This window comes from Pseudomonas sp. CYM-20-01, assembly GCF_023169845.1.
Classification (GTDB): domain Bacteria; phylum Pseudomonadota; class Gammaproteobacteria; order Pseudomonadales; family Pseudomonadaceae; genus Aquipseudomonas; species Aquipseudomonas azotoformans.
Window position 1 is genome coordinate 4,952,521 of sequence record NZ_AP025169.1, and the last position, 13,438, is coordinate 4,965,958.

At 60.8% G+C, this 13,438-nt stretch carries 14 protein-coding genes; 6 read left to right on the plus strand and 8 right to left on the minus strand.

What is annotated here, in order from left to right:
- The first annotated feature begins 89 nt into the window (after positions 1-89).
- The 4 genes from M2497_RS22375 to M2497_RS22390 are packed head-to-tail and all read left to right on the plus strand — an operon-like array spanning position 90 to position 5,094.
- On the plus strand, positions 90-1,862 hold the full coding sequence (locus M2497_RS22375; protein ID WP_248483289.1) for an N-acetylglutaminylglutamine amidotransferase: 1,773 nt from the start codon (positions 90-92) through the stop codon (positions 1,860-1,862).
- 3 nt (positions 1,863-1,865) lie between these two features.
- Positions 1,866-3,599: an N-acetylglutaminylglutamine synthetase gene (gene ngg / locus M2497_RS22380; protein ID WP_248483291.1), complete on the plus strand. Its 1,734-nt coding sequence runs from the start codon at positions 1,866-1,868 to the stop codon at positions 3,597-3,599.
- 23 nt (positions 3,600-3,622) lie between these two features.
- Positions 3,623-4,807, plus strand: coding sequence for an osmoprotectant NAGGN system M42 family peptidase (locus M2497_RS22385; RefSeq protein WP_248483293.1), 1,185 nt, complete (start codon positions 3,623-3,625; stop codon positions 4,805-4,807).
- Positions 4,808-4,866: 59 nt separating this feature from the next.
- Positions 4,867-5,094 (plus strand): YheU family protein, encoded by a 228-nt coding sequence (locus tag M2497_RS22390; RefSeq protein ID WP_003192759.1) that lies wholly within the window; start codon positions 4,867-4,869, stop codon positions 5,092-5,094.
- Positions 5,095-5,096: 2 nt separating this feature from the next.
- On the opposite strand, the gene csrA is transcribed toward M2497_RS22390, so the two are convergent.
- Together csrA and M2497_RS22400 are read right to left on the minus strand one after the other, a co-directional pair.
- Positions 5,097-5,300, minus strand: coding sequence for a carbon storage regulator CsrA (gene csrA / locus M2497_RS22395; RefSeq protein ID WP_071492768.1), 204 nt, complete (start codon positions 5,298-5,300; stop codon positions 5,097-5,099).
- A gap of 129 nt (positions 5,301-5,429) precedes the next feature.
- Complete coding sequence (locus M2497_RS22400) at positions 5,430-6,245, minus strand: SDR family oxidoreductase (RefSeq protein WP_071490757.1); 816 nt, start codon at positions 6,243-6,245, stop codon at positions 5,430-5,432.
- 328 nt (positions 6,246-6,573) lie between these two features.
- Between M2497_RS22400 and M2497_RS22405 the strand changes: the two genes are divergently transcribed.
- The gene (locus tag M2497_RS22405; protein ID WP_015885095.1) at positions 6,574-6,726 is read left to right on the plus strand and encodes a DUF3309 family protein; all 153 of its coding nucleotides are present in this window, start codon (positions 6,574-6,576) and stop codon (positions 6,724-6,726) included.
- Positions 6,727-6,781: 55 nt separating this feature from the next.
- Here M2497_RS22405 and M2497_RS22410 read toward each other — a convergent pair whose 3' ends face one another.
- The 5 genes from M2497_RS22410 to M2497_RS22430 all read right to left on the minus strand — a co-directional run bounded on the left by M2497_RS22410 (position 6,782) and on the right by M2497_RS22430 (position 12,443).
- Positions 6,782-8,869 carry an LTA synthase family protein gene (locus M2497_RS22410; protein ID WP_248483295.1) on the minus strand — a complete coding sequence of 696 codons (2,088 nt, stop codon included), beginning with the start codon at positions 8,867-8,869 and terminating at the stop codon, positions 6,782-6,784.
- Between the two features lie 289 nt (positions 8,870-9,158).
- The gene (locus M2497_RS22415; protein ID WP_003192770.1) at positions 9,159-9,350 is read right to left on the minus strand and encodes a PLDc N-terminal domain-containing protein; all 192 of its coding nucleotides are present in this window, start codon (positions 9,348-9,350) and stop codon (positions 9,159-9,161) included.
- Positions 9,351-9,417: 67 nt separating this feature from the next.
- A complete protein-coding gene (locus M2497_RS22420; protein WP_071492765.1) occupies positions 9,418-9,948 on the minus strand; it encodes a hypothetical protein in 531 nt (176 codons plus the stop codon).
- Positions 9,949-9,990: 42 nt separating this feature from the next.
- Positions 9,991-10,506, minus strand: a complete 516-nt coding sequence (locus M2497_RS22425) for an ankyrin repeat domain-containing protein (protein WP_248483297.1) — start codon at positions 10,504-10,506, stop codon at positions 9,991-9,993.
- Between the two features lie 110 nt (positions 10,507-10,616).
- Entirely contained in the window at positions 10,617-12,443 is a 1,827-nt protein-coding gene (locus M2497_RS22430) for a long-chain-acyl-CoA synthetase (RefSeq protein WP_248483299.1), read from the minus strand.
- Positions 12,444-12,795: 352 nt separating this feature from the next.
- On the opposite strand from M2497_RS22430, the gene M2497_RS22435 reads away from it, so the two are divergent.
- The gene (locus M2497_RS22435; protein WP_003172952.1) at positions 12,796-13,074 is read left to right on the plus strand and encodes a DUF3509 domain-containing protein; all 279 of its coding nucleotides are present in this window, start codon (positions 12,796-12,798) and stop codon (positions 13,072-13,074) included.
- A 58-nt stretch (positions 13,075-13,132) separates the two neighbouring features.
- Here the strand turns inward: M2497_RS22435 and M2497_RS22440 are convergent, their stop codons facing one another.
- Positions 13,133-13,402: a helix-turn-helix transcriptional regulator gene (locus tag M2497_RS22440; protein WP_248483301.1), complete on the minus strand. Its 270-nt coding sequence runs from the start codon at positions 13,400-13,402 to the stop codon at positions 13,133-13,135.
- Positions 13,403-13,438: the final 36 nt, after the last annotated feature.

Here is a 13,438-nt window from a genome sequence, read left to right on the forward strand (position 1 = left end):
ACGAATAGCCCCGTGTCAGTTTCTGGGTACGCGCCCTGTCGGGCGTATTGAGTTTTATGCTCCCCAACGGAAAAACCGGTAAGGAATTTATGTGCGGATTAGCTGGAGAATTACGTTTCGATGCCCAACCTGCCGACCTGGCAGCGATTGAACGCATCACCCATCACCTGGCCCCGCGAGGCCCAGACGCCTGGGGCTTTCATGCCCAGGGGCCGATAGCCCTGGGCCATCGGCGCCTGAAAATCATGGACCTGTCGGACGGTTCAGCCCAACCGATGGTCGATTCGCACCTGGGTCTGAGCCTGGCCTTCAATGGCGCGATCTACAACTTCCCGGAATTGCGAGAAGAGCTGGAAGCCCTGGGCTACGCCTTCTATTCCGGCGGCGACACCGAGGTGCTGCTCAAGGGGTATCACGCCTGGGGCGAGGCACTGCTGCCCAAGCTCAACGGCATGTTTGCCTTCGCGATCTGGGAACGCGATGCCCAGCGCCTGTTCATTGCCCGCGACCGCCTCGGCGTGAAACCGTTGTACCTGTCGCGCACCGGCCAGCGCCTGCGCTTTGCCTCGGCCTTGCCGGCGCTGCTCAAGGGTGGCGATATCAACCCGATCCTCGATCCGGTCGCCCTGAACCACTACTTGAATTTCCACGCCGTGGTACCGGCGCCACGCACCTTGCTGGCGGGCATTGAAAAACTGCCACCCGCGAGCTGGATGCGCATCGATGCCAGCGGCAAGACCGAGCAGAAGACCTGGTGGACCCTGCCCTATGGCCCACGCGAAGATGAAAAAAACCTGAGCCTGGAAGACTGGACCGACCGCGTGCTCGACAGCACCCGCGAAGCCGTGGCCATCCGTCAACGTGCTGCGGTGGATGTGGGGGTGCTGCTCTCCGGTGGTGTCGATTCGAGCATGCTCGTCGGCCTGCTGCGTGAAGTCGGCGTACAGGATTTGTCGACCTTCTCCATCGGCTTTGAAGACGCCGGTGGCGAAGCCGGCAACGAGTTCCAATACTCGGACCTGATCGCCAAGCACTACGGCACGCGCCACCACCAATTGCGCATTGCCGAAAGCGAGATCATCGAGCAACTGCCGGCGGCCTTCCGCGCCATGAGCGAGCCGATGGTCAGCCATGACTGCATTGCCTTCTACCTGCTGTCGCGGGAAGTGGCCAAGCATTGCAAGGTGGTGCAGAGCGGCCAGGGCGCCGATGAGCTATTCGCCGGTTACCACTGGTACCCGCAGGTGGACGGTGCGGCCGATCCCTATGCAGCCTATCGCGATGCATTTTTCGACCGCAGCTACGACGACTATGCCGCCACTGTCGCGCCCAAATGGCTGACCGCCAACGATGCGGCGGGCGACTTCGTGCGCGAACATTTCGCCATGCCCGGCGCCGATGCGGCGGTGGACAAGGCCCTGCGCCTGGACAGCACGGTGATGCTGGTGGAAGACCCGGTCAAACGTGTCGACAACATGACCATGGCCTGGGGCCTGGAAGCACGCACGCCGTTTCTCGACTACCGCTTGGTCGAGCTCTCGGCCCGCGTGCCGGGTAAGTTCAAGCTGCCCGACGGCGGCAAGCAAGTGCTCAAGGAAGCGGCGCGCCGGGTCATCCCGAGCGAAGTCATCGACCGCAAGAAAGGCTACTTCCCGGTGCCGGGCCTCAAGCACTTGCAGGGCGATACCTTGAACTGGGTACGCGAACTGTTGCTCGACCCGAGCCAGGATCGCGGCCTGTTCAACTCCGCCGCGCTGGACCGCTTGTTGACCGACCCGCAGGGCCAACTGACGCCGTTGCGTGGCTCCAAACTGTGGCAACTGGCAGCGCTGAACCTGTGGCTCAGCGAACAAGGAATCTGATTGATGAAACCTCTCGCAGCGGCCTATAGCCAACGCTTGCTCAAGGGCCAGGCGCCGACCTACGAGCGCCTGCAGGCGCGCCTGGCGGAAGACGGCAGCCCCCTGGGCGCCGAGCCGATTGCGGTGCATTGCGGCTGGGGCCGGTTGTTGATCGGGCATACCTTCCCCGACCCGGCCAGCCTGGCCCAGGAACTGCTCCATGAGCAGCCGGGTGAGCGTGATATCGCGTTGTATGTGGCGGCGCCCCAGCAGATCCTGGGGATTGATCCCCAGCAGCTGTTTCTCGACCCCTCCGACACGCTGCGCCTGTGGTTCAGCGACTATCGCCCGGCTACCCGGGTGTTTCGCGGCTTCCGTATTCGACGGGTGCAGACCGAGGCCGATTGGCTGGCGGTGAATCAGCTGTACCAGGGGCGCGGCATGCTGCCGGTCGACGCCGAACGCCTCACACCGCGCCATCAAGGCGGCCCGGTGTACTGGCTGGCAGAAGACGAAGACAGCGGCGCGGTGATCGGCAGCGTGATGGGCCTGAATCACCAGAAGGCGTTTCATGACCCGGAAAACGGTTGCAGCCTGTGGTGCCTGGCGGTCGACCCGCAATGCACGCGACCCGGCGTGGGCGAAGTGCTGGTGCGCCATCTGGTGGAGCATTTCATGAGCCGTGGCCTGAGCTACCTGGACCTGTCGGTGCTGCACGATAACCGCCAGGCCAAGAACCTTTACGCCAAACTCGGTTTCCGCGCGCTGACCACCTTTGCGATCAAACGCAAGAATGGGATCAACCAGCCATTGTTCCTCGGCCCTGGCCCGCAGGCGGGGTTCAACCCCTATGCGCGGATCATTGTCGAGGAGGCCCACCGGCGCGGTATCGATGTGCAGGTGGATGACGCCGATGCCGGCTTGTTCACATTGAGCCATGGCGGGCGACGTGTGCGTTGCCGTGAGTCGTTGAGCGACCTGACCAGCGCTATCAGCATGACCCTGTGCCAGGACAAAAGCCTGACGCACAAGGTGTTGAAGGCCGCCGGATTGAAACTGCCCGCGCAGCAACTGGCGGGCAGCGCGGATGACAACCTGGAGTTCCTCGATGAGCACCAGCGCATCGTGGTCAAGCCGCTGGATGGCGAGCAAGGCCAGGGTGTGGCAGTGGATTTGCAGAGTATCGAGGAGGTGCAGCAAGCCATTGAAGCGGCGCGGCAATTCGACAGCCGTGTGTTGCTGGAGAGTTTCCACCAAGGCCTGGACCTGCGCATCCTGGTGATCGGCTTCGAGGTGGTGGCCGCCGCGATCCGCCGCCCGGCGGAGGTGACTGGTGATGGTCATCATTCCATCGGTGCGCTGATCGAAGCCCAGAGCCGCCGCCGCCAGGCTGCGACCGATGGTGAAAGCAAAATCCCCCTGGATGGCGAAACCGAACGCACGCTGAAAGCCGCTGGCTATGACTACAGCAGCATCCTGCCCCGTGGCCAGGTCCTGTCCGTGCGCCGCACCGCTAACCTGCACACCGGCGGCTGCCTGGAAGACGTCACCGCCATCCTGCACCCCACGCTGGTGGACGCCGCCGTGCGCGCCGCCCGCGCCCTGGACATCCCCATGGTGGGCCTGGACCTGATGGTGCCCGCCGCCGACCAACCCGAGTACGTGTTTATCGAAGCCAACGAACGGGCCGGCCTGGCCAATCATGAACCGCAACCGACCGCAGAAAAGTTTGTGGATTTGCTGTTTCCCCATAGCTGAACGATCCGACCTTAGGAGTCTTTATGAGCCGAACCATCCCCGAACCGGATCTGAACTACCTGCAAAAAGTGCTGCTGGAAATGCTCGCCATTCCCAGCCCCACTGGGTTTACCGACACCATCGTGCGCTACGTCGCCGAGCGCCTGGAAGAACTGGGCATCCCCTTTGAAATGACCCGGCGCGGCACCATCCGCGCCACCCTCAAGGGCCAGAAAAACAGCCCCGACCGTGCAGTTTCGGCACACTTGGATACCATCGGCGCCGCCGTGCGCGCCATCAAGGACAACGGCCGCCTGAGCCTGGCGCCGGTAGGCTGCTGGTCGAGCCGCTTTGCCGAAGGCAGCCGCGTCAGCCTGTTTACCGACAACGGCGTGATCCGTGGCAGCGTGCTGCCGCTGATGGCCTCCGGGCATGCGTTCAATACCGCTGTGGATGAAATGCCGGTGAGCTGGGACCATGTGGAGTTGCGCCTGGACGCCTACTGCGCGACCCGTGCTGACTGCGACTCCCTGGGCATTGGCATCGGTGACTATGTCGCCTTCGACCCACTGCCGGAATTCACCGAGAGCGGGCACATCAGCGCCCGACACCTGGACGACAAAGCCGGCGTCGCGGCGTTGCTGGCCGCACTCAAGGCCATCGTCGACAGCGGCGAGCCGTTGCTGATCGACTGCCATCCACTGTTCACCATCACCGAGGAAACCGGCAGTGGCGCAGCGGCCGCCCTGCCCTGGGACGTCAGTGAGTTCGTCGGCATCGACATCGCGCCGGTCGCCCCCGGCCAGCACTCCAGCGAACACGCGGTGAGCGTGGCGATGCAGGATTCCGGCGGGCCGTATGACTATCACCTGTCGCGGCATTTGCTGCGCCTGGCGTCGGAACACGAATTGCCGGTGCGCCGCGACCTGTTCCGCTACTACTTCAGTGACGCCCACTCGGCTGTCACCGCCGGCCACGATATCCGCACCGCGTTGCTGGCGTTTGGGTGCGATGCGACCCACGGCTACGAACGCACGCATATCGACAGCCTGGCGGCGCTGAGTCGTCTATTGGGCGCCTACATTCTCAGCCCGCCCGTGTTCGCCAGCGATGCACAGCCGGCACAGGGTTCCCTGGACCGGTTCAGTCACCAGATCGAGCACGAGACGCAGATGGAGAGCGACACGCGAGTGCCGTCGGTGGACAGCCTGGTGGGCAACAAGTCCTGAGACTGGCAACTACGGTCCCGGCGCAGTAGGATCGCCGGGATCCATCACCCGAGGCTTGTATGCTGATTCCCTACGATGCACTTGAAGTCGACACGCTGACGCGCCTGATCGAAGACTTCGTGACCCGCGACGGCACCGACAATGGCGACGACACGCCCCTGGAAACCCGCGTGCTGCGCGTGCGTCAGGCGCTGACCAAGGGCCAGGCGCTGATCGTGTTCGACCCGGAAAGCGAGCAGTGCCAGTTGATGCTCAAGCACGACGTGCCCAAGCATCTGTTCGACTGACGTCAGAGATTGGGCACCGGCACCGGATGGGTGCTGGGGTCCTGGCGATCGCGGATTTTCTGATGCACCTCCGCGCGATGCACATGCACCCCGGCCGGCGCTTCAACGCCGAGTTTCACCTGGGTACCGTTCAACTCGAGGATATGCACGGCGATGTCATCGCCGATGGAGATGACTTCGCCTATGGCGCGGCTTAAGACCAGCATGGCGGTTGTCCTTTTAACAGTGAAAGGACCTCGACCATGCGCGCAGGCTGTGCTGCGCATCAATGGCTTGCCGTGAAATCAGGCACTACTTACATGTGTAGGTAAAATACCTGACAGACCACTACCCGATCAGCCCTTGGCAGCCTGTGCCTTGGCGCGCATTTTGTCGGCCATGCTGGTCATTTCGTCATACAGCAATTGCGGGTTCTTCTGCTTCAACGCCCATGCCATGCGCCCCTGCTCGTGGGGCAGGATCATGAACTCGCCCTCCGCGACCCGCTGATAGATGTAGTCGGCGATATCCGCCGCCGAAATCGGCGAGCTTTCCAGCAGCTTGCCCACCTGGGCCTTCATGGCGGGGGTCGGCCCACGGAACGAATCCAGGAGATTGGTCTGGAAGAACGATGGGCACACCACATGCACACCGATTTCCTGCTGCTTGAGTTCCACCAGCAGACTCTCCGACAACGCCACCACACCGGCCTTGGCCACGTTGTAGTTACTCATGGCCGGCCCCTGCATCAGTGCAGCCATGGAGGCGATGTTGATGATGCGGCCCTTGCTCTTTTCCAGCAGCGGCAGGAACGCCTTGCAGCCCTTGACCACGCCCATCAGGTTGATTGCGATCTGCCAGTCCCAGTCCTCCAGGGACAACTCGGCAAAGAAGCCGCCTGACGCCACGCCCGCGTTGTTGACGATCACATCGATACCACCGAGCTTGACCTCACAGGCCTGGGCGAATGCGGTGAGCTGGCTGTAGTCGCGCACGTCGCAGCGCTGGATAAAACCTTCGCCACCGGCCTCGCGCACCAACCTGAGGGTTTCTTGCAGGCCGGGCTCGCTGACATCCGACAAGGCCAACTGCCAACCCTCACGGGCCCAGCGCAGAGCGATTTCACGACCCAGGCCGGACCCGGCGCCAGTGATCATCATGCGATTTTGCATAGGAAGCTGCCTTGTGGTTCACGGAAGAAGTGATCGGCAGTGTAGCGAAGGTTTTTCCTGCCCCCATCCACCATCAGAGTGATGAATGCCCCTGGCAAACCGTGGGCCGGGTCGGATGTTTGCGTATAGCCTAAGTTCAATATTTTTCAACTAATAGGTTTTAGTTGCGAGCGCATTAAAAGAAATAAGCACGTTTGCGAAATGCTTTAAAAAAATACTGAATTTTCTGCGAGGGGCCATAGTCGGAGTTGTTAAGGCGTCTGTCTTTAATATGCGGGCCTATCGTTAAACAACCGGTCTTTGCAGAAGGCCAATAAGGAAAAAAACCATGAGCCTCATTCTGATCATTATCCTGATCCTGCTGCTGGTCGGCGGTTTGCCAGTGTTCCCTCACTCACGCAACTGGGGTTACGGCCCGTCGGGTATCCTGGGCGTTGTCCTGGTGGTGCTGCTGGTACTGTTGTTGCTTGGGCGTATATAAACGCCAGGCAAAAAAAAGAGGCCCTTTAAAGGGCCTCTTTTTTATGGCCGATTAATTAGTCCGGCTTGCCGTTGACTACACCCGCGGTGTTATCCAACAGACTCTTGGTGGCCGTCTGCAGGAACGACTCAAGTTTCTGCTTCAGCGCCGCCTCGTCCGGCGACTCGGGGATTACTTTACCGGTCGGGTTGGCGCCCAGTTCGTATTCCCACAACTTCGGTGGCATTTCCTTCGGCAGCACCAGAATGCGGTCTGCGGTCACCAACGCCACGGTCTGATCGCTGCCCGATGGCTTGATCACGCCAAAACCCTTATCGCCTTCCGGCAGGTTCAACAGGTCACGGCCCCAGCACTGGTGCAGGGTATCGCCACCAAGGCGGCCCATGATCGTTGGCACGATGTCGATCTGGGTGCCCACGGTGTGGTCACGCTCGCCGAACTTTTCCTGCATGCCTGGCGCGATCATCAGCATCGGCACGTTGAAACGGCCCAGGTCCATTTCGGTGATCTGCTGCTCGTTGCCGAAGCCATGGTCACCCACGATCACGAACAGGGTTTCCTTGAAGTACGGCTCCTTGCGGGCCTTCTCAAAGAACTGGCCCAATGCCCAGTCGGAGTAGCGCATGGCAGTCAAATGCTCGTTGAGGCTGCCACGGTCGGTGACTTTCTCTACCGGCAATGGCGTCGGCAACGCATACGGCGTGTGGTTGGACAGGGTTTGCAGCAACGCATAGAACGGCTTGCCGCCTTCACGCGCCTTGAGCTCTTCCAGGCCACGGTTGAACATATCCTGGTCGGACACGCCCCACGTCGGGTCGGAGAACACCGGGTCGACGAAGTCATTGCGACCGATGAAGTTGGTCATGCCCTGGTTGCTGAAGAAGCCCGACTGGTTGTCCCAGGCGAAATCGCCGTTGTACACATACACGTCGTCAAACTTGCGCGCGCTGAGCAACTGCGGCAGGCCCGACAGCTTGTGGCTGCCTTCGGGGGTCTGCATCAGGTATTCGAAGCCCGGCAGGTTCGGGAAGCACGCCATGGTGGCGAACATGCCCTGGTGGGTATGGGTGCCGTTGGAGAAGAAACGGTCGAACAGCAGGCCTTCCTTGGACAGTTTGTCGAAGTACGGCGTGATGTTGCCTGGACGACCCAAGGCGCCGACCGAGTGACCGGCGAAGCTCTCCATGAGGATCACGACCACGTTCTTGATCGGCAGGGTCTTCTCGGCCGGCGGCATGTAGTCGCGGCGCACGGCAGCGATGTCGGTATCCACCAGCTTCTCTTGCGGCAGCACCAGCATGTCACGCACGGTCTGGGTAGCCAGCGGCTGGTCGAGGGTGGCCTTCCAGATGTTGGAACGGTCTTCGCCGAAGCGGGCCTTGGCCGCCGCAATCAGTGACAAGGTGCCATTGAGGCCCAACTGGTTGGCGAAGTTGGAGTCGGTGGTGTACACATCACCCCAACGCAGTGGCGGGCCTTGGCGCAGGGTGCCACGGATGGCGACCACGGCGATCAGCAGGCAGACCACGAACACCGCGATACGCGTGTACCAAGGCGCCACCTGGCGAGTGCCGATGCTGCCACCGCTGAACGGGCCACGCGGACGTGTGGCGCGGTCGGCGCCTTTGAACGCCATGCTCAGGATCAACGTACCCACGGCCCAGGCCAGCAGGTAGCGCACCACCGGAAAACCGTACCAGAGCATGCTCATCACGGTCTTGGGGTCTTCCTTCACATACTGGAAGACCAGGCCGTTGAGGCGCTGGTGGAACTCGCGGTAGAAGTCCATTTCCATCAGGCCCAGGAACAGGGCAATGCTGGACGCGACGGTCAGCCACAGACGGAAGAACCCACGCGCGGCCATGGCGCGGACGCTGAACAAGGCCAGCAGCAGCGGGACCAAAGCATACATCACGAAGCGGATGTCAAAGCGCGTGCCATTGCCGAACGCTTCGAGGAAGGTCGAGGCCGGCGTGTCGAGGATCATTTCGCGGTTGTACACCAGCAGCGCCAGGCGCAGCAGGGAGAACATCACCATCATGACCAGTGCGCAGAGCAGCGTGTACGCCAGATGGGATTTGACGGTCGGTTGCAGCAGGCGATTAGAAGCTCGCTGCTGACTCAGGGCGTCCGGGTTTGCCATGTCGTTTCAGGACCCATTGGAAGTTTAAGTGACGAAGTAGTGCAGTGGCGCGAATGGTGCCCGATCAACGGCGGCAAGGCTATTAATTACTGAACGTGCACCGGCGCTCCGCCTTTAGCGGCTCTTGGGATAGGGCCTTGGCAGGAAGATAAAGCCGGCGAATTGTCTTGGACGGGATGTGAAAATTTTGTGCAGCGAATATTTCGAAACACAAAATGAATTGAAGGGAAAAGCCATGGCCTGGCAGCTGTCGAGCCGGGGTTCGACAGCTGCCAGGCCGGGCGCGCGATCAGATCCGCACATTACCCCGTGGCCCGGCAATCGCCCAGATGATCAGGCCCAGCACCGGCAGCAGCAGGATCAACAGGATCCACAACACCTTGGCGCCCGTGCTTGCGCCGCTTTTGAACACGTTGATGATCGCCCAGATATCCAGCGCGAGGATGATCAGCCCGATCAAGCTATTGAACGTGGAACCCATGGTGTCGCTCCTAAGTGAGGGCATGCCCTTGTAGGATAGTCAGCCCTGGCGGGGGTTCCGTTTTATTTCAGACGTGAACGGCGACTTTCAGCGCTTCCAGGGACGGTTCGCCCTTGATGCCCACTTCAGCGCACAGCTCCAGCACGCGCGGCAGGTCGTTGCCGTAGACCAGCACCGCCTGGATTTCGTCATCGAGCAACTGGCTGAAGTTGAGCAATACGTAGCCGCCATCCTCGGGGCTGAGGGCGCTCATCTGGATCTGGATGCGGTTGAGCGCGGTCAGGTCTTCGGTCTTGGCCAGTTGCTTGGGCTTGAGGTTGAACGCCACGCCGGGGCCGAACGACGCGACGATCTGCGCGAACAGGTCACCATAGGTGTCGGCCTGGAACAGTACGGTGTCCGGCAGGCTGCCGACCACCACCCACTCACCGAGTGGGATGGGGAAGGTGTCGTCGTAGTTGATATCCGGGTTGGCCGCCAGAAACGCGGCCGGGTCGGCGTAAGCCTGGGCCGCTTCATCGGCGATGCGCGCCACCTCGTCCTCGCCCATGACGCCGGCGCTGATTTTGCTGATGAGTTCGACGAGGGCGGTTTTCATGGAAATGATCCTGTAGCGGGCTGGCTTTTGAGGGCGCGTAGCCTACACCAGTTTCTGCAACTGCGCCGCCGTATCCACCGCGCCCATGGTCTGCGCGGCAGCCAGTGCGGTGGCGCCATTGGCGTCGGTGGCCTTGGGGTTGGCGCCCTGCCCCAGCAGGTAATCGACCATCGCAACGCGGTTGAACATCGCCGCCATCATCAACGCCGTACGGCCGTCGGCAGACGCGGCATCCACCGGCGCGCCCCCTTCGATCAGCGCCTTGACCACGTCCAGGTTGCCCTTGAACGCTGCACCAGCCATCGGCAGCTGATTCTTGTCGTTGGCGATCTGCGGATCGGCCTTGAACTCCAGCAGCACTTTTACCGCCTCGGCGTGGCCGTGGTAGGCCGCGAGCATCAGCAGGGTGTCGCCGTTATGGTTGCGAAAGTTGGCCGGCAAGCCTTTGGCCAGCAGCGCAGCGAGCATGGCGGCGTCGCCTTTACGGGCAACGTCGAAGACCTGTTCGGCAAATTCGGCAGCTTCGTCTTCGGTCATTTGTTTGGCTTGGTCTGACATGTGGGGCTCCTTGTCTGGTGCTTTATATGGCGCCCAGTGTCGCGAGGGAGTTCCCCGCTGTCATGGCTTTTTTGTCAAAAGCGGCCATAGGCAGAATCAATAGCGCTCCTTTAATAGCGGAAATGCCCACCCTGGATCTGCGCCAGCAACTGCCCGGTGACCGGCACATAACTGTCCGACCCCGGCAGCCAGGCATAGACCGGGTCATTGCCGGCCTTGTCCGGGTCGAAGGCTTCCTCCTTGAGCCGCACCTTCTGGTATTTGAAGGTGCCGGTGGTTTCCATCTTCACCTTGATCCGCAGGAACAACGGCACGGCATAGTGCGGCAACTGACCATGAGCGAACTGCAGCAACTCGCGCATGTCCAGGGCAGCCAGCGATTCGCTCGGGGTGATGGCGACCATACCGGCGCGGCCATTGGTGTTTTCGATTTCCACGCCATAGGCCACGACTTCAGCGATCTGCGGGTGTTGCAGCAGGATGTTTTCCACTTCGGTGGTCGAGACGTTTTCTCCCTTCCAGCGATAGGTATCGCCCAGGCGGTCGACAAACTGTGCATGGCCGAAGCCGATGCTGCGCACCAGGTCGCCGGTATTAAAGTAGCGGTCGCCCTTCTCGAACACATCCGTGAGGATCACCTTGCGGTTTTTCTCCGGGTCGGTGTAACCGTCATAGGGAGACTTTTCATCGATCCTGGCCAGCAACAAGCCCTGCCCGCCGGTCTTCACTTTGTGCATGAAGCCATCGCTGCCACGGATCGGCTCACCGCTGTCGTGGGCGTAGTCCACCAACGCCCAGTGCTGCAGGCAAAAGCCGACGGTGTTGTCGAAATTCAATATGTTGGTGAAACCGATATTGCCGTCGCTGGCGGCGTACAACTCGCAGACATGCTCCACGCCGTAACGCGCCTTGAACTGTGCCCACACACCGGGGCGCAGGCCATTGCCAACCATCTTGGTCACGCGGTGGTCACGGTCGTTTCCGGTGGCCGGCTGATCGAGCAGATAGCGGCACAATTCGCCGACATAACCGAGGGTGGTCGCTTTGAATTTGCGCGCATCCTCCCAGAACTGGCTGGCGCTGAACTTGCGCCGGATAGCGAACCCGGACGCGCCGACAATCGCCGAGCCCCAGCACACGCAGAGGCCGGTGGCGTGGTACAGCGGCAGGGTGCAATAAAGAACATCCTCCGGCCCCATGTCCAGCGCAATGCTGCCGAAGCTGACAGCGGTCTTGGTCCAGCGACCATGTTTCATGATGCCGGCCTTGGGCAGCCCGGTGGTGCCGGAGGTATAGATATAGAAGCAGGGGTCGTTGAAGAAAATCTGCGCGGTACTCGGCGGGTTGTCCACCGGGCATCCGGCGCTGGCTGCCATCAGGTCACAGTAACCGTCGGGCAGCGCATTGACCTGCTGGTCCGCGACAAACCAGGTCCGTTCCACAGGAATGCTCACCTGCTCACGTACCGCGTCATAAGAAGCCACCAATTCTGCACCGGCCACAATCGCCACCGGGTTCACCAGGTTGAGGCTGTGCAGCAGCGCCGCCTGGGTTTGCGCGGTATTGAGCATCGCGCAGATGCCGCCCAGCTTGGCCACGGCCAGTACGCTCAGCAGCAACTCGGGACGGTTTTCAATAAAGATCGCCACTACGTCGCCCTTGCCGATGCCTTGGGCTTGCAGATGGTGGGCCATGCGGTTGGCCTGTTGGTTGGCTTCGCTGTAGCTGAGTACGCGGTCGCCGTACAACAAGGCCGTGCCATGCGGGTTACGCAGGGTGGCTTGTTCAAAATGCCAGCCCAGGCCACAGGGCTGCGCGGGGTCGGTGACATTGGCGGCCCGCATGCCGCGCACCACGCGTGGCAAAGCGCGAACAATGGCCGGCACCTTCCGCAGCATCATGCCCCAGGTGATCATGTCGTTTTGCGCGTGGCTCATGGGAACATCCTTTTTCTTATTGTGCGTAAACCTTGCAGAAAAGTACGTCAGGCCCTCTTCGGCTGTACACGCAGGATTTGAAAAGTTTTGTATCCCGATAAGCGAGCGCTGAAAAAAGGAATTTAGCCAGGCAGAGGGAGTCTTTATGAGTAATGGCCTGCATGCTCGACCCTGCCAAGCAACGCAAAATGCAGGATGCATGATGGCCATTCATGCAAATTGCACGAATTCGAAAATTTAGAATTTTTATAAACCATTGATTTATAACGATATTTATTTAAATCACTAGCTGGCACAATCACTGCACCTATCTCTCCATGCTTGCCAACTTGAGCCAACGGAGCTGATAGACATGAGCCTGATCCAAGATAAATTCGCTTCAGTATTCTCCAACTACGATGTCACCACCCAGCCTCGTCCAGATGGCGGCATCCTGCTGACCCTGCGCAACAGCGAGGGTAAACAGGTCAAGCGTTCGATCTCATACCAGCAATTGCACACTGCCGACCAGCTGACATGGGTTATCAGCGCCATTCGCCGCGACCTGGCAGAACAGGCCAGCGAGCTGCCGCAGATTTCGATGCTGCAAAGCCAGAACCGCTTTGCCTTGCCGACCTACCACTCGGCTTAAGCTCCAGATACCCAAAAGGGCCGCGACGCCTCTAGCGTCGCGGCCCTTTTTCATGGGTTCAACACAGCCCTTGTCGGCTGGCTTCGTTGACGGCCTGTACCCGATTGGTCACTTCCAGCTTGCAGTAGATATTGCGCAGGTGGAACTTCACGGTTGCTTCGGACGTGGCGCGTATCTGGCTGATCTCCCAGACGGTCTTGCCTTCCGAAGCCCAGCGCAGGATTTCCAACTCCGCCGGGGTCAGGGCCTTGCCCGCCAGGTTCAGACGTCGCCTGATTGCATTGGGCAGCGAATACGGCGGTAGATACGATTCCTTGGGGCCGCTCATTAGATCCTCTCCTTTTTCTGGCTCATGCCGCACCAC

Excerpts from the sequence above, each read along its gene's own strand:
- M2497_RS22375 (WP_248483289.1), top strand. The coding sequence starts at position 90 with ATGTGCGGATTAGCTGGAGAATTACGTTTCGATGCCCAACCTGCCGAC.
- M2497_RS22425 (WP_248483297.1), bottom strand. The coding sequence starts at position 10,506 with ATGTCAGACCAAGCCAAACAAATGACCGAAGACGAAGCTGCCGAATTT.
- M2497_RS22410 (WP_248483295.1), bottom strand. The coding sequence starts at position 8,869 with ATGGCAAACCCGGACGCCCTGAGTCAGCAGCGAGCTTCTAATCGCCTG.
- csrA (WP_071492768.1), bottom strand. The coding sequence starts at position 5,300 with ATGCTGGTCTTAAGCCGCGCCATAGGCGAAGTCATCTCCATCGGCGAT.
- M2497_RS22435 (WP_003172952.1), top strand. The coding sequence starts at position 12,796 with ATGAGCCTGATCCAAGATAAATTCGCTTCAGTATTCTCCAACTACGAT.
- M2497_RS22440 (WP_248483301.1), bottom strand. The coding sequence starts at position 13,402 with ATGAGCGGCCCCAAGGAATCGTATCTACCGCCGTATTCGCTGCCCAAT.
- M2497_RS22430 (WP_248483299.1), bottom strand. The coding sequence starts at position 12,443 with ATGAGCCACGCGCAAAACGACATGATCACCTGGGGCATGATGCTGCGG.
- M2497_RS22415 (WP_003192770.1), bottom strand. The coding sequence starts at position 9,350 with ATGGGTTCCACGTTCAATAGCTTGATCGGGCTGATCATCCTCGCGCTG.
- M2497_RS22400 (WP_071490757.1), bottom strand. The coding sequence starts at position 6,245 with ATGCAAAATCGCATGATGATCACTGGCGCCGGGTCCGGCCTGGGTCGT.
- M2497_RS22420 (WP_071492765.1), bottom strand. The coding sequence starts at position 9,948 with ATGAAAACCGCCCTCGTCGAACTCATCAGCAAAATCAGCGCCGGCGTC.
- M2497_RS22385 (WP_248483293.1), top strand. The coding sequence starts at position 3,623 with ATGAGCCGAACCATCCCCGAACCGGATCTGAACTACCTGCAAAAAGTG.
- ngg (WP_248483291.1), top strand. The coding sequence starts at position 1,866 with ATGAAACCTCTCGCAGCGGCCTATAGCCAACGCTTGCTCAAGGGCCAG.
- M2497_RS22405 (WP_015885095.1), top strand. The coding sequence starts at position 6,574 with ATGAGCCTCATTCTGATCATTATCCTGATCCTGCTGCTGGTCGGCGGT.
- M2497_RS22390 (WP_003192759.1), top strand. The coding sequence starts at position 4,867 with ATGCTGATTCCCTACGATGCACTTGAAGTCGACACGCTGACGCGCCTG.